The organism is Sphingomonas gilva (assembly GCF_003515075.1).
Lineage (GTDB): Bacteria > Pseudomonadota > Alphaproteobacteria > Sphingomonadales > Sphingomonadaceae > Sphingomonas > Sphingomonas gilva.
The window spans coordinates 72,299-91,055 of sequence record NZ_QWLV01000004.1 but is presented as its reverse complement, the minus strand read 5'-3'; the positions used below and the strand labels follow the sequence as shown (position 1 = coordinate 91,055).

17 protein-coding genes, 1 tRNA gene and 1 pseudogene are annotated in these 18,757 nt (G+C 67.2%); 10 read left to right on the top strand and 9 right to left on the bottom strand.

What is annotated here, in order from left to right; all coding sequences use genetic code 11:
• Window positions 1-74 precede the first annotated feature (74 nt).
• Complete coding sequence (locus D1610_RS10515; RefSeq protein WP_118864143.1) at window positions 75-998, bottom strand: SMP-30/gluconolactonase/LRE family protein; 924 nt, start codon at window positions 996-998, stop codon at window positions 75-77.
• Between the two features lie 59 nt (window positions 999-1,057).
• Between D1610_RS10515 and D1610_RS10510 the strand changes: the two genes are divergently transcribed.
• Entirely contained in the window at window positions 1,058-2,704 is a 1,647-nt protein-coding gene (locus D1610_RS10510; RefSeq protein ID WP_118864142.1) for a thiamine pyrophosphate-binding protein, read from the top strand.
• A 29-nt stretch (window positions 2,705-2,733) separates the two neighbouring features.
• On the opposite strand, the gene D1610_RS10505 is transcribed toward D1610_RS10510, so the two are convergent.
• The 3 genes from D1610_RS10505 to thiS form a co-directional block, all read right to left on the bottom strand.
• A complete protein-coding gene (locus D1610_RS10505; protein WP_118864141.1) occupies window positions 2,734-3,705 on the bottom strand; it encodes an ankyrin repeat domain-containing protein in 972 nt (323 codons plus the stop codon).
• A gap of 152 nt (window positions 3,706-3,857) precedes the next feature.
• Window positions 3,858-4,028: a CsbD family protein gene (locus D1610_RS10500; protein ID WP_118864140.1), complete on the bottom strand. Its 171-nt coding sequence runs from the start codon at window positions 4,026-4,028 to the stop codon at window positions 3,858-3,860.
• A 107-nt stretch (window positions 4,029-4,135) separates the two neighbouring features.
• The gene (thiS, locus tag D1610_RS10495) at window positions 4,136-5,140 is read right to left on the bottom strand and encodes a sulfur carrier protein ThiS (RefSeq protein ID WP_118864139.1); all 1,005 of its coding nucleotides are present in this window, start codon (window positions 5,138-5,140) and stop codon (window positions 4,136-4,138) included.
• 124 nt (window positions 5,141-5,264) lie between these two features.
• On the opposite strand from thiS, the gene aroQ reads away from it, so the two are divergent.
• The 5 genes from aroQ to aat all read left to right on the top strand — a co-directional run bounded on the left by aroQ (window position 5,265) and on the right by aat (window position 8,857).
• Window positions 5,265-5,699, top strand: a complete 435-nt coding sequence (aroQ, locus tag D1610_RS10490) for a type II 3-dehydroquinate dehydratase (RefSeq protein ID WP_118864138.1) — start codon at window positions 5,265-5,267, stop codon at window positions 5,697-5,699.
• Between the two features lie 42 nt (window positions 5,700-5,741).
• Window positions 5,742-6,221, top strand: a complete 480-nt coding sequence (accB, locus tag D1610_RS10485; RefSeq protein ID WP_118864137.1) for an acetyl-CoA carboxylase biotin carboxyl carrier protein — start codon at window positions 5,742-5,744, stop codon at window positions 6,219-6,221.
• Between the two features lie 6 nt (window positions 6,222-6,227).
• Window positions 6,228-7,577, top strand: a complete 1,350-nt coding sequence (gene accC, locus D1610_RS10480) for an acetyl-CoA carboxylase biotin carboxylase subunit (RefSeq protein ID WP_118864136.1) — start codon at window positions 6,228-6,230, stop codon at window positions 7,575-7,577.
• 131 nt (window positions 7,578-7,708) lie between these two features.
• The gene (arsC, locus tag D1610_RS10475; RefSeq protein ID WP_118864135.1) at window positions 7,709-8,053 is read left to right on the top strand and encodes an arsenate reductase (glutaredoxin); all 345 of its coding nucleotides are present in this window, start codon (window positions 7,709-7,711) and stop codon (window positions 8,051-8,053) included.
• Window positions 8,054-8,122: 69 nt separating this feature from the next.
• Window positions 8,123-8,857 (top strand): leucyl/phenylalanyl-tRNA--protein transferase, encoded by a 735-nt coding sequence (aat, locus tag D1610_RS10470; protein ID WP_118864134.1) that lies wholly within the window; start codon window positions 8,123-8,125, stop codon window positions 8,855-8,857.
• A gap of 35 nt (window positions 8,858-8,892) precedes the next feature.
• Here the strand turns inward: aat and D1610_RS10465 are convergent.
• The 5 genes and pseudogenes from D1610_RS10465 to D1610_RS10445 all read right to left on the bottom strand — a co-directional run.
• A pseudogene (locus D1610_RS10465) lies at window positions 8,893-9,126 on the bottom strand (DUF2155 domain-containing protein); the annotation flags it as partial.
• Between the two features lie 218 nt (window positions 9,127-9,344).
• Window positions 9,345-9,737 carry an NADH:ubiquinone oxidoreductase subunit NDUFA12 gene (locus D1610_RS10460; protein ID WP_118864133.1) on the bottom strand — a complete coding sequence of 131 codons (393 nt, stop codon included), beginning with the start codon at window positions 9,735-9,737 and terminating at the stop codon, window positions 9,345-9,347.
• Between the two features lie 48 nt (window positions 9,738-9,785).
• Complete coding sequence (locus tag D1610_RS10455; RefSeq protein WP_342768334.1) at window positions 9,786-10,289, bottom strand: DUF192 domain-containing protein; 504 nt, start codon at window positions 10,287-10,289, stop codon at window positions 9,786-9,788.
• A gap of 7 nt (window positions 10,290-10,296) precedes the next feature.
• Window positions 10,297-10,869 (bottom strand): cold-shock protein, encoded by a 573-nt coding sequence (locus D1610_RS10450; protein ID WP_342768333.1) that lies wholly within the window; start codon window positions 10,867-10,869, stop codon window positions 10,297-10,299.
• A 67-nt stretch (window positions 10,870-10,936) separates the two neighbouring features.
• On the bottom strand, window positions 10,937-11,470 hold the full coding sequence (locus D1610_RS10445; RefSeq protein WP_245942142.1) for a regulatory protein RecX: 534 nt from the start codon (window positions 11,468-11,470) through the stop codon (window positions 10,937-10,939).
• Window positions 11,471-11,574: 104 nt separating this feature from the next.
• Between D1610_RS10445 and D1610_RS10440 the strand changes: the two genes are divergently transcribed.
• The 4 genes from D1610_RS10440 (at window position 11,575) to D1610_RS16860 (ending at window position 18,454) form a co-directional block, all read left to right on the top strand.
• Window positions 11,575-13,341, top strand: a complete 1,767-nt coding sequence (locus D1610_RS10440; RefSeq protein ID WP_118864131.1) for a fatty acyl-AMP ligase — start codon at window positions 11,575-11,577, stop codon at window positions 13,339-13,341.
• 228 nt (window positions 13,342-13,569) lie between these two features.
• Window positions 13,570-15,921, top strand: a complete 2,352-nt coding sequence (locus tag D1610_RS10435) for a putative bifunctional diguanylate cyclase/phosphodiesterase (RefSeq protein ID WP_118864130.1) — start codon at window positions 13,570-13,572, stop codon at window positions 15,919-15,921.
• Window positions 15,922-15,969: 48 nt separating this feature from the next.
• Window positions 15,970-16,046 (top strand) — tRNA-Trp (locus D1610_RS10430).
• Between the two features lie 296 nt (window positions 16,047-16,342).
• Window positions 16,343-18,454 (top strand): pectate lyase family protein, encoded by a 2,112-nt coding sequence (locus D1610_RS16860; RefSeq protein WP_147414314.1) that lies wholly within the window; start codon window positions 16,343-16,345, stop codon window positions 18,452-18,454.
• Window positions 18,455-18,757 lie beyond the last annotated feature (303 nt).

The window sequence follows — 18,757 nt, the reverse complement described above, 5'->3', positions numbered from 1 at the left end:
GGCAAGCCTCCCATCATCCGACACAGGCGATAGTCGGGCCGCCCCGTGCGGGTCAACCCAACCTGAATGACCATTCAACTTTGCTGGAGCGCCAAGCCCAGGCCGGGGCGAGGCCAGCGCATCCTCGCCAGCCTTCCGGTGCCCGACAGCGTGATCCACGCGTCGCGCATATCCGTGCCGCCGAAGCAGATGTTGGTGGTGAAGATGTCGGGCGTCGGCACGAACTCCACCGGCGATCCGTCGGGCGCGATCACGCTGATCCCGCTCTCGCCGATGGTGGCGACGCAGATGTTGCCGCCTTGCTCCACCGCCAGCGAATCGAAGAATTTGTAGCCGGCGGGGCGGTGGAGCGGGATGCCGGGTCCGCCCGGGCCGGCGGCGCCGTCGACCCTGCCCGGCGCGGTCACGTTGAACGCCATCAGCCGGCAGGTGTAGGTCTCCGCCGCGTAGAGCCGTCCGCCATCGGGCGACAGGCCTATGCCGTTGGGGTTCTCCGACGGGAAGATGACCTCCTCCAGCCGGCCGCCATCGGCCCTCGCATAGAAAATGCCCGTGATATCGCGCTCTCGCGCGCGATTCTTGCCATGATCGCTGAACCAGAATCCGCCATGGCCGTCGAACACCAGATCGTTCGGCCCGCGCAGCGCGCAGCCGAAATCGCCGTCGCGGTAGAGCGTCTCGACCGCGCCCGTGGCGATGTCGATCCGCTCGATCCGCCCGCCGGCATAATCGGACGCGGTGCCGTGGGGCGCGAGCAGCCCCTCGCGCTCGATCCAGCCGAAGCCGCCATTGTTGCAGCAATAGAGCTTGCCGTCCGGCCCCATTGCCAGCCCGTTCGGCCCGCCGCCGGGCTCCGCCACCGTCTCTTTCGATCCGTCCGGCCGCACCCGCGTGATCCGCCCGGCGGCGATCTCGACCAGGATCACGCTGCCGTCGGCCATCGCCACCGGGCCTTCCGGAAAGCGCAGGCCGTCCGCGACGATCTCGAGCTCCGTCATCCTCCTCTCCTTTGTCGTTGGCGCTATGAACACGCATTGCGAGGCGTTAGGCAACCGCCATGACCAAGACACGCACCGGGGGCCGCATCCTCGTCGATCAACTCGTCGCGCAGGGCTGCGACCGCATCTTCACCGTGCCCGGCGAGAGCTTCCTCGCCGTGCTCGACGCGCTGCACGACACGCCGGGGATCGATCTGGTGGTGTGCCGGCAGGAAGGGGGCGCCGCCTTCATGGCCTGCGCCGACGGGGCGATGACCCAGCGGCCGGGCGTCGCCTTCGCCACGCGCGGCCCCGGCGCGACCAACGCCTGCATCGGCGTGCATGTCGCGCGCCAGGATTCGCAGCCGATGATCCTGTTCATCGGCGATGTGGATCGGGGGACGCGGGACCGCGAGGCGTTTCAGGAGGTCGATTTCCAGGCGATGTTCACGCCCCTCGCCAAGTGGGCGGCGCGGATCGACGACGCCCGCCGCATCCCCGAATATGTCGCGCGCGCCTATGCCGTGGCGATGAACGGCCGCCCCGGCCCGGTGGTCCTCGCGCTTCCGGAGGACATGCTGCTCGACGAGGCCGAGGCGGCGGACCGCCCGCGCGTCGAGCGCGCCGCACAGGGCTGCGAAGCGGCGGCGATGACCCGGCTGGCCGATCTGCTGGCGACCGCCGAGCGCCCGCTCGCCATCGTCGGCGGGGCGGGCTGGGATGCGCGCGCGGGCCAGGCGTTCGGCGATTGGGCGGCGCGGATCGGCCTTCCCGTCGCCGCCGCCTTCCGCCGGCAGGACGCCATCGCCAACGACTGCCCGGTCTGGGCCGGAAATCTCGGCTACGGCCCCAACCCCAAGCTGGTCGAGCGGGTCAGGGCGGCCGATCTGCTGCTCGTGGCCGGCCCGAGGCTGGGCGAGGCGACGACCGACGGCTACACGCTGATCACCCCCGAGCATCCCGGCCAGCGGCTGGTGCACGTCCATCCCGACGCGAACGAGCTGGGCATGACCTATCGCACCGATCTCGCCATCTGCGCGGGCATGGCGGAGTTCGCCGAGGCGGCGCTGATGATCGACCGTCCGGCGCTGGACGCGGGCGCCGAGGCCCATGCCGAATGGCTCGCCTGGTCGAACCCCGCTCCGCGCGAGGGCGTGGCGCTCGATCTCGGCCCCTGCGTCGCGGCGATGCGCGAGCGGCTGCCGGCGAACAGCATCATCTGCAACGGCGCCGGCAATTATTCGGGCTGGTGGCACCGCTATTGGCGCTATTGCGGCCCGGTGAGCCAGCTCGCGCCGACCGCGGGCGCGATGGGCTACGGCCTGCCGGCCGCCACCGCCGCGGCGCTGCGCCACCCGGATCGCATGGTCGTCGCGCTGGCCGGCGACGGCTGCTTCCTGATGAACGGGCAGGAGCTGGCGACCGCGGCGGCGCACGGTGCGAACCTGCTGGTGCTGGTGATCGACAACGGCGCCTACGGCACCATCCGCATGCACCAGGAGCGCGAGTTTCCGGGGCGCGTCTCGGGCACCGAGCTCGCCAACCCCGATTTCGCCGCGCTTGCCCGCGCCTATGGCTGCTGGGCGGAGACGGTGGGGACGACCGCCGACTTCGCCCCGGCGCTCGACCGCGCGCTCGCCGAGACCGGCGTGCGGCTGCTGCACCTGAAGACCGATGTCGAGGTGATCACGGCGGGAACGACGCTGACGAGGATCAGGCGCGACTGAGCTTTCGCGCGCCGCCTCCACCCAGCTCCCTATTTCAGCCGTGTCCCGTCATAATAGGTGCAGCAGTCGCTCGACAGGATGACCGTCTGGCCGAGCGCGCTGTCGGTTCGGCTATTGTTGTAAACCAGCCAGTCGGCGCCCTTCTCCGCGGCCTTCAGGATCACGCCCGGTCCCTTGGGATTGGGCTCCCATCGTCCCCGAACCAACTGTTCGCCCTTCCCCTGCCGCACGCGCCATGAATAGGTTCCGTCCGCACCGATACGGAGCGGCGGAAGCCGCATCCCGCCGCTGACCGTGCGATAGATGTAACGGCCGTCGGTCACCGTCCCCATCGCCATCGGCACGCTCACCTTCCAGTCGCCGATGAAATAGCCGGTCCAGAAGGGTTCGCGCTCGGCCCCGACGACGAAAAACGGGTCGTAGCTGCCGCTCGAACCCTCGATATTATAGCCATATACCGGATCGATGCTCTTGATGACGCCCGAATCCCAGGTCTTCCCGGCCGTGCCGCTGAACAGCACCTGCTGCCCGACCTGGTAACGGCCGGGTTTGGGCCAGCCGCGCGAGCCGCCGCTTGATCCAGGCCCCGCGGCCTTCGGACGCGCGGGCGGTGTCGTCGCCGATCCGGTCGCGGCCGTCGTCGACCGGGTCGCCGTGGCGCGTCCCTCAATCATCGCCTGAATGGCTGAATGGCGGTTCATCTTGGCCTGAGCGGCGGCGTCGCCGAAGCTCGCATGGCTGATCGCCGCATCCGCGCCGCTGTCGAGCAGCAGCCGCACTACCGCCGCGCAGCCATTGCCTGCAGCCATCATCAGCGGGGTGTAGCCCGCCGGATTCTTCGCGTTGACATCGATGCCGCGCGCCACAAGCGCCGCCGCTTCCTGCGCCCGGCAATCCTGCGCCGCTGCGATGAGCTGCGATTCGCCGACTGTCTGCGCGTTCGCCCCCGCGCAACTGGCGCTCGCCATCGCCAGGCCGATGGCGAGGTTCCGATATGTCATCCTATCTCTCCCCACTGAAATAGGAGGCTTTTATTTCGCGCCCGGCTCGCGGGTTCAAGGCAGAACTTGACGTCGGCGCGCTGCCGGCCAGCAAAAAAAGCCGCCCCGGTTGCCCGGAGCGGCCTCTTTCGTCGCATGACGACGGCTTGACGTCAGATATCGTCGCCGAGCGCGCCCTTCACCTTGCCGGCGAATTGCTGGCCCTTGCCCTTGCCTTCCTGCGCCGCGCCCTCGTCGCGCGTGGCGGGATTTTTGGACTCCTGCTTGGCCTTGCCGACGGCCTCGTTGAAGTTGCCCTTCACCTTGTCGATGAGCTCGCCCATGATGTCCTCCTAACGGTGCGGCGCGCGGGCGCGCGCCTTGCAAACACAAGAGGATAACGGCGGCAAAAGGCCGATAGTTCCGCGCGCGCCCAACCGTTCGGCGTGTTTCAGATCAATCCGGCGAGCGGCGAGGAGGGATCGGCGTACATCCGCCGCCCCATCCGCCCCGCGCGGTAGGACAGGCGCCCCGCCTCCACCGCCGCCTTCATCGCCGCGGCCATCATCACCGGGTCCTTCGCCTCGGCGATCGCGGTGTTCATCAGGACTCCGTCGCAGCCCAGCTCCATCGCCACCGCCGCGTCCGACGCGGTGCCGACGCCGGCATCGACCAGCACGGGCACCTTCGCGCCCTCGACGATCAGGCGGATGGTGACGCGGTTCTGGATGCCGAGGCCCGATCCGATCGGCGCGCCCAGCGGCATGATCGCCACCGCGCCCGCCTCTTCCAGCTGCTTCGCGGCGATCGGATCGTCGACGCAATAGACCATCGGCTTGAAGCCGTCCTTCACCAGGATTTCAGTGGCTTTGAGCGTTTCCCTCATATCCGGATACAAGGTCCGCGCCTCTCCCAGCACCTCCAGCTTGACCAGATCCCAGCCCCCCGCCTCCCGCGCGAGGCGGAGCGTGCGGATCGCGCTGTCGGCGTCGAAGCAGCCTGCGGTGTTGGGCAGATAGGTGACCTTCTTCGGATCGATATAATCGGTCAGCATCGGCGCCTTGGGGTCGCTGACATTGACCCGGCGCACGGCGACGGTGACGATCTCCGCCCCGCTGGCTTCGACGGCCGCCGCGTTCTGCGCGAAGTCCCGATACTTGCCGGTGCCGACGATCAGGCGCGATCGGAAGGTCTTGCCCGCGACGGTCCAGCTGTCGTCCTCCACCGGGCGGGCATGGTCGCCACCCCCTACGAAATGGACGATCTCCAGATCGTCGCCGTCCTCGATCCGCACATCGGCCAGCGTCGATCGCGGCACGATCTCCAGGTTGCGCTCTACCGCCACCTTCTCGGGCACCAGGCCCAGTTCGTTAGCGAGATCGGCGATGGTCATGCCGTCGGCGACGCGGCGGTGCTCGCCGTTGACCGTGATCGAGATGGTGCCGTCGGTGTGCAAAGCGCGGTTTCCGTGATGATGCGCCCGAAAAGCGTGTCTCGACTTCGCTCGACACGAACGGGTATTGGGGTGCGCGCGATATAGGGGCCGCACCGGGCAGCCCGCAACCGACAAGGGGATGGCAGTGGCCGATACCGTCTATGTGCTGAACGGCCCCAACCTCAACCTGCTCGGCCTGCGCGAGCCGGAGATCTACGGATCGGACACGCTCGACGATATCGCCGGCCAGTTGGAAGACCGCGGGCGCGCGTTGGGGCTGGAGATCGAGATGCGCCAGTCCAACCATGAAGGGCATTTGGTCGACTGGCTGCACGAGGCGCAGGCGGAGGGGGCGAAGGCGGTGCTGCTCAACGCCGGCGCGCTGACCCACACCTCGCTCGCGCTCTACGACGCGATCCGGTCGATCAGGACGCCGGTGATCGAGGTGCACATCTCCAACCCCGTGGCGCGCGAGGAATATCGCCGTCACAGCTATGTCGGCATGGCGGCGAAGGGAACGATCGCCGGGTTCGGTGCGCTTTCCTACTCCCTCGCGCTTGAAGCCGCCGCGCGTCTCTGACACAGGGCGCGCTTTCCCATACGGCACACGAGAAGGGCCGCCATGAACGAGACGACAAAGGGCGCAATGCAGATCGACGCGGAGCTGGTGCGCCAGCTCGCCGAAATGCTCGACGCGACGCAGCTGACCGAGATCGAGGTGCAGGACGGCGACCGCAAGGTCCGCGTCGCGCGCACGCTGACCGCCGCGCCCGCGCCGGTCTATCACGCCGCACCCGCTCCTGCGTCCGCGCCCGTCGTCGCCCCCGCCGCCAGCGAGACGGCGGCGCCCGTCCCCGCCGCGGGCCACGCCAACGCGGTCAAGTCGCCGATGGTCGGCACCTGCTACCTGGCGGCGGAGCCCGGCGCGGCGCCGTTCATCGCGGTCGGCAAGAGCGTCTCCGCGGGCGATACGCTGCTGATCGTCGAGGCGATGAAGGTAATGAACCCGATCACCGCGCCCAGCGCGGGCACGGTCAAGGCGATCCTGGTCGACAACGGCCAGCCGGTCGAATTCGACCAGCCGCTCGTCGTCGTCGAGTAACGCCGCGTGGCAATCTCGAAAGTCCTGATCGCCAATCGCGGCGAGATCGCGCTGCGCATCCACCGCGCCTGCCATGAGATGGGGATCAAGACGGTGGCGGTGCACTCCACCGCCGACGCCGATGCGATGCACGTCCGCCTGGCCGACCAGGCGGTGTGCATCGGCCCGCCCGCGGCGTCCGAAAGCTATCTCAACATCCCCAACATCATCTCCGCCGCCGAGGTGACGGGGGCGGACGCGATCCATCCCGGCTACGGCTTCCTTTCGGAGAACGCCCGCTTCGCCGAGATCGTCGAGCATCACGACATCGCCTTCATCGGCCCCAAGCCCGAGCATATCCGCACCATGGGCGACAAGGTGGAGGCGAAGCGCACCGCGGGCGCGCTCGGCCTGCCGCTGGTGCCCGGTTCGGACGGCGCGATCAGCGACGTGGCGGAGGCGCGGCGGCTGGCGGCGGAGATCGGCTACCCCGTGATCATCAAGGCGGCGTCGGGCGGCGGCGGGCGCGGCATGAAGGTCTGCACGTCCGAGGACAGCCTCGAAACGCTGATGCAGCAGGCGGGGACCGAGGCCAAGGCGGCGTTCGGCGACGCGACCGTCTATATGGAGAAATATCTCGGCAATCCGCGCCATATCGAGTTCCAGGTCTTCGGCGACGGCAACGGCAACGCGATCCATCTCGGCGAGCGCGACTGCTCGCTCCAGCGCCGGCACCAGAAGGTGGTCGAGGAGGCCCCCTCCCCCGTCATCACCCCCGAGGAGCGCGACCGGATGGGCGCGATCGTGGCGAAGGCGATGGCGGACATGGGCTATCGCGGCGCGGGGACGATCGAGTTCCTGTGGGAAGCGGGCGAGTTCTACTTCATCGAGATGAACACGCGCCTGCAGGTGGAGCATCCGGTGACCGAGGCGATCACCGGGCTCGATCTGGTGCGCGAGCAGATCCGCATCGCCGACGGCCATCCGCTGACCCTGCGCCAGGAGGATGTGCAGTTCCGCGGCCACGCCATCGAATGCCGCATCAATGCGGAGAACCCGAAGACCTTCGCGCCCTCGCCGGGGCTGGTGAAGGGCTATCACGCGCCGGGCGGGATGCATGTCCGCGTCGATTCGGGGCTCTACGCCGGCTACCGGGTGCCGCCCTATTACGACAGCATGATCGCCAAGCTGATCGTCTACGGCACCACCAGGAACGGCGCGCTCCGCCGCCTGCGCCGCGCGCTGGAGGAGTTCGTCATCGACGGGGTGACGACCACCATCCCCTTGCACCAGGCGCTGCTCGACGATCCCGATTTTCAAGCGGGCGACTATACGATCAAATGGCTGGAGGAGTGGCTGGCGCGGCAAGGAGATTAGCCCGTCGCCCCTGCGCAGGCAGGGGCCTTTGGGTTTGTGGCACATCCGAACGTGGCGCTTGCCGACCGAGGCCCCCGCCTCCGCGGGGGCGACGGGTTGAAACAAGTTCAGCGTGACGGAGTTGGTGGCGCATGAAAGCCACGATCTACCACAATCCGCGCTGCGGCACCTCGCGCAAGACGCTGGAGATCCTCGAGGCCGAGCCCGGCGTCGAGATCGAGGTGATCGACTATCTGAAGACCCCGCCGTCGCGCGATGAGTTGAAGCGGCTCTATGATCGCGCCGGCATCACCCCGCACCAGGGCCTCAGGACCAAGGAACGCCTCGCCGAGATGCTCGATCTCGCCCATGTCAGCGATTCGGCGGTGCTCGATGCGATGGTCGAGGACCCGATCCTGATCGAGCGGCCGATCGTCGAGACCGAAAAGGGCGTGCGCCTGTGCCGGCCGCAGGACAAGGTGCGCGAAATCCTGTAGCGTGGCCGCGCAACCCAGCCGAGGACGACGCGCCTGACCCACCATCCCGGCCCGCCGCTAGACCCGCTGATGCTGCTTCGCGCCTATGCGATGGGCATCTTCCCGATGGCGGACAGCCGCGATGCCGGCGGGGTCTATTGGGTCGAGCCGCGCAAGCGCGGCATCCTGCCGCTCGACCGCTTCCACCTTTCGCATTCGCTGCGCCGGACGCTGGTGCGCGACCGCTTCCGCGTCACCGCCGACGCCGCCTTCGAAAGCATCATCGCGCTGTGCGCCGAGGCTGCGGCCGACCGCGAGGAGACCTGGATCAACCGCCAGATCGAGAACGCCTTCGTCACGCTGCACCATCAGGGCCATGCCCATTCGATCGAGGTGTGGGACGGGGAGCGGCTGGCCGGCGGGCTCTACGGCCTCGCGCTGGGCGGCGCGTTCTTCGGCGAATCGATGGTCAGCCGGGTGGCGGACGCCTCCAAGGTCGCGCTCGCCTGGCTGGTCGCGCGTCTCCGGGTCGGCGGGTTCAGCCTGCTCGATTGCCAGTTCCTCACCCCGCACCTCGCCTCGCTGGGCGCGATCGAGGTGACGCGCGCCGACTATATGGCGTTGCTGGAGGGTGCGCTTTCCTCGGCCGAGGGTGCGCTCGGCGTCGCGGTCGTGCCCGATTCGGCGCCCGCACCCTGGTTCGGCGCGCTCGACGGCCTGCGCGCGCCGCCCGATCCGCCCCCGCCCCCGCCCTCGCCCAGCACGATCGTGTCGGGCCCCTTGTCGGGGAAGGCCATCGTGCAGCTCTTGGGCCAGACGTCGTAGATCGGGTGGATGACGACGTTGAAGCGCGGCTGCTCCTTGTAGAGCCAGCCGGAGAACACGCGCCGCCACTTGGCGTCGGGCCCGCGCACGTCGAGCTGGACGAACGCGCCGGTCAGCTTCTCCGGTTCCCACGGCGCGGTGCGCTCGCAGGCCGACAGGCGCACCACCGCGTCGCCGATGCGCACCGCCTGGCCTGGCTTCAGCGTCAGGTCGCGCGAGGTGCCGTTGCGCTTGTTGAGCAGGCCGATCACCGCCTCGCGCTCGGCCATCGGGGTCGCGCCGGCGTCGATGTCGACATCGATCGGCGCGTCGATCGTCTCGACGCCGCCCGTGCTGCGCTGCCGTGGCGAGGGCGCGGGAGCAGGCGGCGGCGGCTCGACCGCGTTCTCCAGCTCGGGCGCGGCTTGGTTGTCCTCCTGCAGCGCGATCGCGGTCGCGCCGAAGGCGAACAGCCCCAGCACCGCTGCGCCCGCGATCAGCCGGTTCCTCACCCCTCGGGGCTCCACGCCTCGTAGTCGCCCGTCGCGGCGGCGCGCCGGCCGCCCTCCTCCAGCGCGCCCCTGGGACGATAGGCGAAGCTGGTGCCGGTCATGTTGGCGGCGGCTTCCTTCTCCCACCGGCGGGGCGGCGGCAGCGACTTGTCGGGCACGTCGGCGACCTGGTGGTGCAGCCAGCCATGCCATTCGGGCGGCACGCGGCTGGCGTCGTTGGCGCCGTTGTAGATCACCCAGCGGCGCGGGTTGCCGGCGGTGTCCTTGCCGCCCTGCCAATAGACGTTGCCAAGCGAATCGGTGCCCATCTTCGTCTTGCCGCGCAGGCCGAGATGGGTGCCCCAGGTGGCGCCGTTCCACCAGGTGAAGATCGAACCGAGGATGCTCATGGCCACGCGCTTACCGCCATCGCCGGGGCGCGGCAATGGGCGGAGGGCTCAGTTGGCCGACGGTCCGCCCGGCCAGCTCACCCGGTCGTCCTCCGAGATGCCCAGCTCGGCGGTGCGCCCGGCGACGAGCTCCAGCACGGCCGCGACCGGCTCGCCCGAGGGAATCGGGTCGGTCGAATAGGGCACGGTGTTCTCGGCGATCGAGGCGATCGTGCCGTCGGCGCGGATGAAGACGATGTCGAGCGAGGTCGGCGTGTTCTGCATCCAGAAGCTCGCCACCCGCGGCGGGCCTTCGGGCGGATAGGGGGCGAACAGCATCGCCGATTGCGGGCCCAGGTCGGTGCGGTACATCAGCCCGCGCTGCTGCAGTTCGACCGTGTCGGCGATCTCGGCCTGGAAAATGTGCGTCTTGCCGTCGGCGGTTCGGATGGTGACCGGCGCCAGCTGCTTCGCCGCCTCGCCATTGGCGCTGGTCGCCGCATCGGTGGTGGCGTTGCACCCCGGCATGACGATCAGCAGGGCGGCGGCAATTCCCAGAAAACTACGCTTCACGATCACCTCAATCGGCCTTTTCCACCATCACCGCCAGCGGCCCCTTGCGCCCGTCGACCACGCGCGCGCGCATCACGTCGCCCGGCTCCACCTCCGCAACGCCCGCGCGGCGCAAGGTTTCCATATGGACGAAGATGTCGGCGCCGTCGCTTTCGCGAATCAGGAAGCCGTATCCCTTCAGGCGGTTGAACCATTTGACGCTGGCCGGCTCGAAATCGCCCGCGCTGTCGATCAGCGCGACCGGATCGACCCGGTCGGGATCGCGCGCGCGCCGCTCGCCCGCCGCCTCGATCGCGGTCGACAGATCGATCGCGAGGATGTCGCGCGCCTGATAGCCGCGGTCGCGGCGCACCGCGACCACCTCCGCCCGCGCGCCTTCGGGAAGGCTCCGGCGGCCGTGCGGCTGCAGCACCGAAAAATGCACCAGGATATCGCCGATCGCCGCGTCGTCGGCCACCAGAAAGCCGAATCCCCGGGTCACGTCGAACCATTTGAGCGTGCCCCACAGGCGCAGCTCGTCTTCGGCCTCGCTGTCCATTTCATCGTCGATGGCGCGCGCCACCGCTGGGTCCTCACGCATCACACATTCCCCCGAAGGGAGACGATATCACGAAAGCGCGCGAATCGAGGAGTCGGTATCGGAATTTTTATGGATTTTCATGCAAACTGTCCTCATTCGGGGCATCGACGATCCGCCGCGCGACATCGAAGCCATGGCCCGCGCGGATCATCGCGGCGATCTGTTTCCGGCGGGCGGCCGAATCGCTCGCGGCATCGCCGAACGGCCCGAAACGGCGGCGGCGGGCGAGAATGATCGCGGCTGCGAGCGCGCCCTCCTCTGCGCTTTGGAGCGTTTCCGCCCGCATGTCCTCCTCGATCCCCGCCTGGTGCAGCGCGACCGCGATGCGCCGCGCGCCATAGCCGCGCCGCCCCATCGATTCGGCGCGCGAACGGGCGAACGCCTCGTCGTCGACATAGCCGCTGGCGGCGAACTCGTCGGCCAGCGCCTGCAGATCGGGCGGCGCCCCGCCGGCCCAGCCGCGCTCCTTCAGCTTGCGCGCCAGATAGGCCGCCAGCCTGGCCCGCGTGGTGGCGAAGCGCGCGGCATAGTGCAGCGCCAGATCGCGCAGGCTGCGCGAATCGAGCGGCGGCCGCGGCCGGCGGGGATCGTTACGGGCCATGCGCCTTGTTTGTGCCATAGTCGCACCCGAATTTGAACGCGGCCACCTGTCACCGCTCTATCGCAGGTGCGCCGGACCATATCCGGCGCAACCGGGTCGCAAAGATGAGGAACGACGTGCTGGTTGAAGAGACGATTGCCCCGACGAATCGCGTGTCCGGCACGCCCACGACCGATTCGTTGCCGCGCCGCTTTTCCGATTTCGCCACGTTGGGCGAGGCGCTGGATTACGCCGCCACCGGCGCGCGCGGGCTGAACTTCCACGATGCGCGCGGCAACCTCGCCCATGCCTATGGCTATGCCGAGCTGCGCGCCGACGCGATCGCCGCGGCGCATCGCCTGATCGCGGCGGGAATCAAGCCCGAGGACCGCATCGCGCTGGTCGCGGAGACCGGCGCCGAATTCGCGACGCTGTTCTTCGGCGCGGTCTATGCCGGCGCCTGGCCGGTGCCGCTGCCGCTGCCGACCAGCTTCGGCGGACGCGATTCCTATATCGATCAATTGAAGGTCCAGCTCGCCAGCTCGGATCCGAAGATGCTGCTCTACCCCGCAGAGCTCGCCCAGATGGCGGGCGAGGCCGCGCGCCAGAGCGGGGTCGAGGGCGTGGATTACGAATCCTTCCTCGCGCGCGAGGCGGCGGAGGCGGCGCTGCCCGCCGCCGGCCCGGACGACATCGCCTATCTGCAATATTCCAGCGGATCGACCCGCTTCCCGCACGGCGTCGCCGTCACTCACGCGGCGCTGCTCAACAACCTCGCCGCGCACGCGCATGGCATGGACCTGCTCGACAGCGATCGCTGCGTCTCCTGGCTGCCCTGGTATCATGACATGGGGCTGGTCGGCTGCTTCCTGTCGCCCGTCGCCAACCAGGTGTCGGTCGACTATCTGAAGACCGAGGATTTCGCCCGGCGCCCGCTCGCCTGGCTCGACATGGTCAGCCGCAACAGCGGCACCACCCTCTCCTATTCGCCGACCTTCGGCTACGACATCTGCGCGCGCCGCATGTCGAGCCAGACCAGGGCGTCCGACCGCTTCGATCTCAGCCGCTGGCGCGTCGCGGGCAACGGCGCGGACATGATCCGTCCGGACGTGATGCAGGCGTTTGTCGACGCCTTCGCCGATGCGGGGTTCAAGGCGTCGGCCTTCCTGCCGTCCTACGGCCTGGCGGAGGCGACGCTGGCGGTGTCGATCATGCCGCCGGGCGAGGGCATCATCGTCGAGCTGGTCGAGGAAACCCAGCTTTCCGGCGGCGAGCAGGGCGTCGGCCGGCCGCAGCGCTATCGCGCGATCGTCAATTGCGGAAAGCCGGTCAAGGACATGGCGGTCGAGATCCGCGAGGAGGACGGCACGCCGCTCCCCGAAAAGGCGATCGGCAAGGTGTGGTGCAAGGGGCCGTCGATCATGCACGGCTATTTCCGCGATCCGGAGGCGACCGCCGCCTGCATGCAGGGCGATTGGCTGGACACCGGCGACATGGGCTATCTGTCGGACGGCTATGTCTACATCGTCGGCCGCGCCAAGGACATGATCATCATCAACGGGCGCAACCACTGGCCGCAGGACATCGAATGGGCGGTGGAGCAGATTCCGGGCTTCAAGGCGGGCGACATCGCCGCCTTCGCCATCACCACCCCGGGCGGCGAGGAAACCCCGGCGGTGCTGGTCCAGTGCCGCACCTCCGACAATGCCGAACGCAGCCGCCTGCGCGATGCGATTCGCGATCGGGTGCGCTCGATCACCGGCATGAACTGCGTCGTCGAACTGGTTCCTCCCCGTACGCTGCCGCGCACCTCCTCGGGCAAGCTCAGCCGGGCGAAGGCGCGCAATCTCTATCTGAACGGCGAGATCAAGCCCTACGCCATCGCCGCCTGAGAAGTGCCGCAGGCGGCATGAGCCATGCCAAGCCACAAACTTTCTTGAAGGCCTGTGACAACCGCTCGTCACCCCGGACCTTTCGACAGGCTCAGGGTGACGAACGCATTGGACGTTGATGATTTCGTCAGAACAACGCTCGTCGTCGATGCTCTTCCGTTGCATTTTTTTGATGGTTGGCGCTCGACCATAACCGATCGCTAACCCTGCCGGGACTAATCCCCGCGGGTGACCAGCAAAGCCGCCTCTCACTTCGCCAATACGCGTATCGACGCGCGTGCCCTGCTCGGCCTGTCCGACCCCAGCGACCGCGACTGGGGGCAGATACGCGCGGCGCAGATCGACGCCGCCAACAACTCGGCCCTGCTGCGCTTCGCGGTCAACGTCGTCGCCGCCAGCCTGCTCGCGCTGCTGTTCACGCCGACGCTGCCCGGCTGGGTGGTCGGCGGATGGATGGCGGCGATGCTGGGCGCGCAGTTGGTCATCGTGCTCAAGCGAATCGCCCGCCGCCGCGAACATGCCCGCAACGCCTCCCCGGCGGAGATCCGCGGACCGGTGATCGAAGCGGTGGTGCTCGCGCTGATCTGGTCGATCCCGCCCCTGGGCCTGGCCTCGATCGCGACGCCCGAGCAGATGCTGGGTCTGTGGGTGATCCTGTCGACCATCATGACCGCCTCCGCCATCGCCTTCGCCGGCGTGCCGCTGGCGACGGTCTGCTTCCTCGGCGTGCTGGGGCTGTCGATCTGCGTCACCCTGGGCTTTTCCGAACAGCCGGTGCTGCTGGTCGCCGCCGTCACCTTCATCGGCGCGCTGATCTATGGCTGCCTGCTGCGCGGCCATTCGCTGGCGACGATGTGCGTCGACGAGATCGCCATCGAGGAGCGCGACGAGACCGTCAGCCTGCTGCTGCGCGAGTTCGAGGATCACGGCGCCGACTGGCTGTGGGAGATCGACAGCGCGCGGCGCGTCGTCCACGCCTCGCCGCGCTTCGCCCATGCGCTGCAGCTCGCGGCGTCCGACATCAACGGCAAGCCGATCCTGCAGCTGCTCGCCGGCGACACCTGGGAGGCGGGCAATTTCTCCGCCGGGCTGCGCGCCTTCGCCGAGAAGCTCAAGAGCCGCGAGGCGTTCCGCGACATCCTGCTGCCGGTGAAGGTCGCCGGAGAGGAGCGCTGGTGGGAGCTTTCGGCCTCTCCCCGCATCGACGAGCGCGGCAATTTCCTGGGGCTCCGCGGCGTCGGATCGGACGTCACCGAGGCGCGCCAGTCCGCCGACAAGATCAACCGCATGGCGCGCTTCGACACGCTGACCGGACTTCCCAACCGCCTGATGATCCATGAAACGCTCGCCCGCGCGATGAGCGAGGCGGACAAATGGGGCAGCCGCAGCGCCTTCTTCATGATCGATCTCGATCGCTTCAAGGCGGTCAACGACACGCTCGGCCATCCGGTGGGCGACCGGCTGCTCAGCCGCGTGTCCGAACGGCTCGCCCAGATCATGAGCGAGAACGAGCTGTGCGGCCGGCTGGGCGGCGACGAGTTCGCCGTGGTGGTGCGCGACGCAAGCGATTCGACGCGGCTGGAGATGCTCGCCCACCGCATCATCGAGACGCTGTCACGGCCCTATGAGGTCGATCAGCACACGCTCTATATCGGCGCGTCGGTCGGCGTCGCGGTCGCGCCGCGCGACGGGCGCACCGCCGAGACGCTGATCCGCTCGGCCGATCTCGCGCTCTATCGCTCCAAGGACGCGGGCGGCGGCGTGTTCCACGCCTATGAGCCGCAGCTCCACGTCCAGGCCGAGGAGCGGCGGATGCTCGAGATCTCGCTGCGCCAGGCGCTGAAGCGCGGCGAGATGCACCTCGCCTACCAGCCCATCGTCTCGGCCGAGGACGGGTCGCTCGAAGGGTTCGAGACGCTGTTGCGCTGGAGCCATCCGGAGATGGGCCCGATCTCGCCGGTCAAGTTCATCCCCGTCGCCGAGGATGCGCGGCTGATCGCGCCGATCGGCGAATGGGTGCTGCGCACCGCCTGCGAGGAGGCGGCCAAATGGCCCAGCCACACCCGCGTCTCGGTCAACGTCTCGCCCGAGCAGCTGCACGATCCCAATTTCGTCAAGACCGTCGTCTCGGCGATGGCGAACAGCGGCCTCCCCGCCCACCGGCTCGAGCTGGAGGTGACCGAGAGCGTCTTCCTGCGCGAAGGCACCGGCGCGGTGCAGGTGCTGGAGCAGATCCTCGATCTCGGCGTGCGCCTCGCGCTCGACGATTTCGGCACCGGCTATTCCTCGCTCGGCTATCTCAGCCGCACGCGCTTCTCGACGATCAAGGTCGACCGCTCGTTCGTCCAGGGCGCGTCGAAGAAGGTGCCCGAATGCCTCGCGATCATCCGCGCGGTGGTGGCGCTCGCCGGTTCGCTCGGCATGGCGACGACGGCGGAAGGGGTCGAGGACGAAGCCGAGTACGAGATGATCCGCTCGCTCGGCTGCACCAAGGTGCAGGGCTATTATTTCGGCCGTCCGCTGCCCACCGAAGAGGCCCGCGCCCTCGCCTGCCGCGACCGCGGCCGCGAAGCCGCATAGGGTTCTTGCGGCGCGCCCCGCTTGCCGCTAGATCGCGGCTGGCCGTGTAGGGGTGTAGCTCAGCTGGTTAGAGCGTCGGTCTCCAAAACCGAAGGCCCTCGGTTCGAATCCGAGCTCCCCTGCCAACCATCCCGGATCGTGAAGTAACCCGCCAGGCGGGTTCAGCTCCTGCGGCTTCGTTGGAGAGGATGTTCCGACATATCCCTTTGCTGGAATTGCACTGAGCAAAATCAGCGTCTGGTTGAAATCCGGGTGAATCCGGCATCTCTGCTCGCGGCCGAAATCCGCAGGAAATGTTCTTGCTTTGTTCCGAATGGAGCTGTACCGTTCAAGACAGCGATTGACGTCGGCAGAGACGGAACAAGGCGCCACAGCAATGATGGGGCGGCGCCGTAACGAGAAGAGTCGGAGAGAGAGAGCCATGACTATCGGCACCTGGTCATCCATTCCCGGCCAAAATCTTGCTGGTGGTGGAATGGAGTTTCGTACCTCGGGCTACGCGACGGACGGGGACGGTGGCGGTGCGCGCTATCGGGTCATGACGACCTTGGAGGCGCCTGAGCCCGGGGAAGCGACGTCGGCGGACGGTATCCGGCTTGGCCTTAGCTACGAACAAGAAATCAATGTAAAGATGTTTGGCGCGGTGGGGGATGGAATAGCCGACGACTGGCAATCCTTCGAAGATGCCAAGAATTATTTCGATGTGAAACTCGAAAAACTTAATGCCTACGTTGATGGCGATCCGCTCGAACCAAACCTGGCGCTCGGAAGACTCTACATCCCTGGAGGCGTGTACAGGCTCGCGCAGCCTTGGCAGATAAACAAATGCGCGATCGAGATATATGGGGATACCGGCGTCCAAGGCAGCCGTCGGGCCTCAATCCTTCAAGGTGACGGAGGATATACGGTTCTCTATGTGCAGCGTGCGGATACCGATTTGGATACGAAGGTGCCCAACACCGGCAAATCCGGTGATGCGACGATCCTGCGGCACATCACAATAACGATGTCGTCTGCTGCGGATACCGATGCGCATGGTATTCGATTGCGGGCCCGCGCACATCTGGAACAGGTGCAGACCTTCGGTTGTGGCGGCGACGGCATCAACGTGGTCGCCACATCAGGTTCCGCAGATTTTGCACGCCACGGCAACGCCAATCTAACCCACATCCTCTGGTGCAAATCGACCGCGAATAGAGGATGCGGGCTTAGGATCGAAGGCGCCGATGTAAATGCATCGGTCGTTCTGGGGTTCGATGGGCAAGACAACGGCAGCTGGGGAATCTATGATGATGCATTCCTCAACGTCAGCTATCTCGGATGCCACACATCCAACAACGGTCGATCGGACGTTGGCGCCCCCGGCTACACCAATACCACGACATCCTGGGTCCAGCATGATGGATACCGTTGGTCGCTTGCGGCGGGTCAGGAGGCACTCGCAGCCTCGACGGAACCAGGAGCCGACGATCTCGTATGGATCCGCGGACAGGCGCAAGCCGCGCCAGCCACTGGCTTGCCGAGTTGGTCGGATTGGGTCGCGGCAGGAAAGATCTTCGTTTCAGGCGGACCATATGCCTGCCTGAACGACAACAGCTGCAGTGTTTTTGTCGGCTGCTATTCGGAAGGAGCGCAACCTCATAGCCAGTTACTTGCCCCTCGTTGCCAGCTTATAGGTGGCCTTCACGGATCGCCTGTGATTGGCAACTATGTGGGAGGAGCCAGCAATGCTTGGAAGTTCGACAGCGTAACCGCCGCCAGCGTCACTGCATCGGTTCGGACAACTGGTGCGCCGGTGGCTGTGCGTGCCTGGAACCAGGGCGCTGCAGGATCGGCGCGAGGTGCATCACTAGCTTTTGCCGCCGACTACAAGGCAGATGGCATAACGCCCTTTGACTGGGCGCAAATTACCGGCGTGGCGGCCAGCAACAGTTCTCCGCTAACACGCTCTGGGCGACTGATTTTCAGTCTATGGGACAAAGCATCGTCCGCGATCCTGAACACTTGGTTGATCGATCAGGAAACATTCCAGTTTCGCCCGGCGACCGACAACATTCATGATCTCGGAGCAGCGGCGACCAGGATCAAATCGACCTATTCGGTGAATTTCCGTCCAGGACCCGGCATTCAGACAAACACCGCAGGGCTGGGATCTCCGGAGGGCGCCATAACCGCGAGTCCGGGATCGCTGTATCAACGCACCGATGGTTCTGCGGGAGCAGGTCTGTACGTCAAGGATAGCGGTACAAGCCTTGTGGGATGGCGGCCCATGGCGTCATATGTCAGCGCGTCGTCCAGCTTTGGCGGGTCGAGTATTGCGCCGGCTGGCACCGCCTCCACCACAATCGCAGTGGCAGACGCTGACCTTGGCGACATCGTCGACGTTTCGCTTGGCGTTTCACTACAGGGATTGATCTTGAGCGGCTATGTCTCAGCGACGGACATCGTAACGGTCGTCCTGTTCAACCCCACAACCGCAACAATCAATCTCGCGTCGACCATTCTCAGGGCGGTGGTGTGGAAAACGGCTTAAGGAAAGAATCGCGGCTTCCTGATCGGTCTCGTTGCTTGAGATGATTGAGGTCGCTTAAAGCAGCGAGCGGTCCCGGTTTTCTATGGGCCGCCGCACGCTCAATGCATTTTCAATCGCGCCAGTCCATTATGCGCGCGCTCGGAACCTATTCCATCCGAAGCGGCTTTGCTGCGCGGATTTCCATGACGGCCACCCTCTCCCAACTTCTTGCCCTCCGCATTGAACCGCGTTACAGCGCACCCACATCCGACATCGCGGGGTGAGCCGACGGCCTGATGGGCCGGCCGGGGCCTCTTGCCCGGC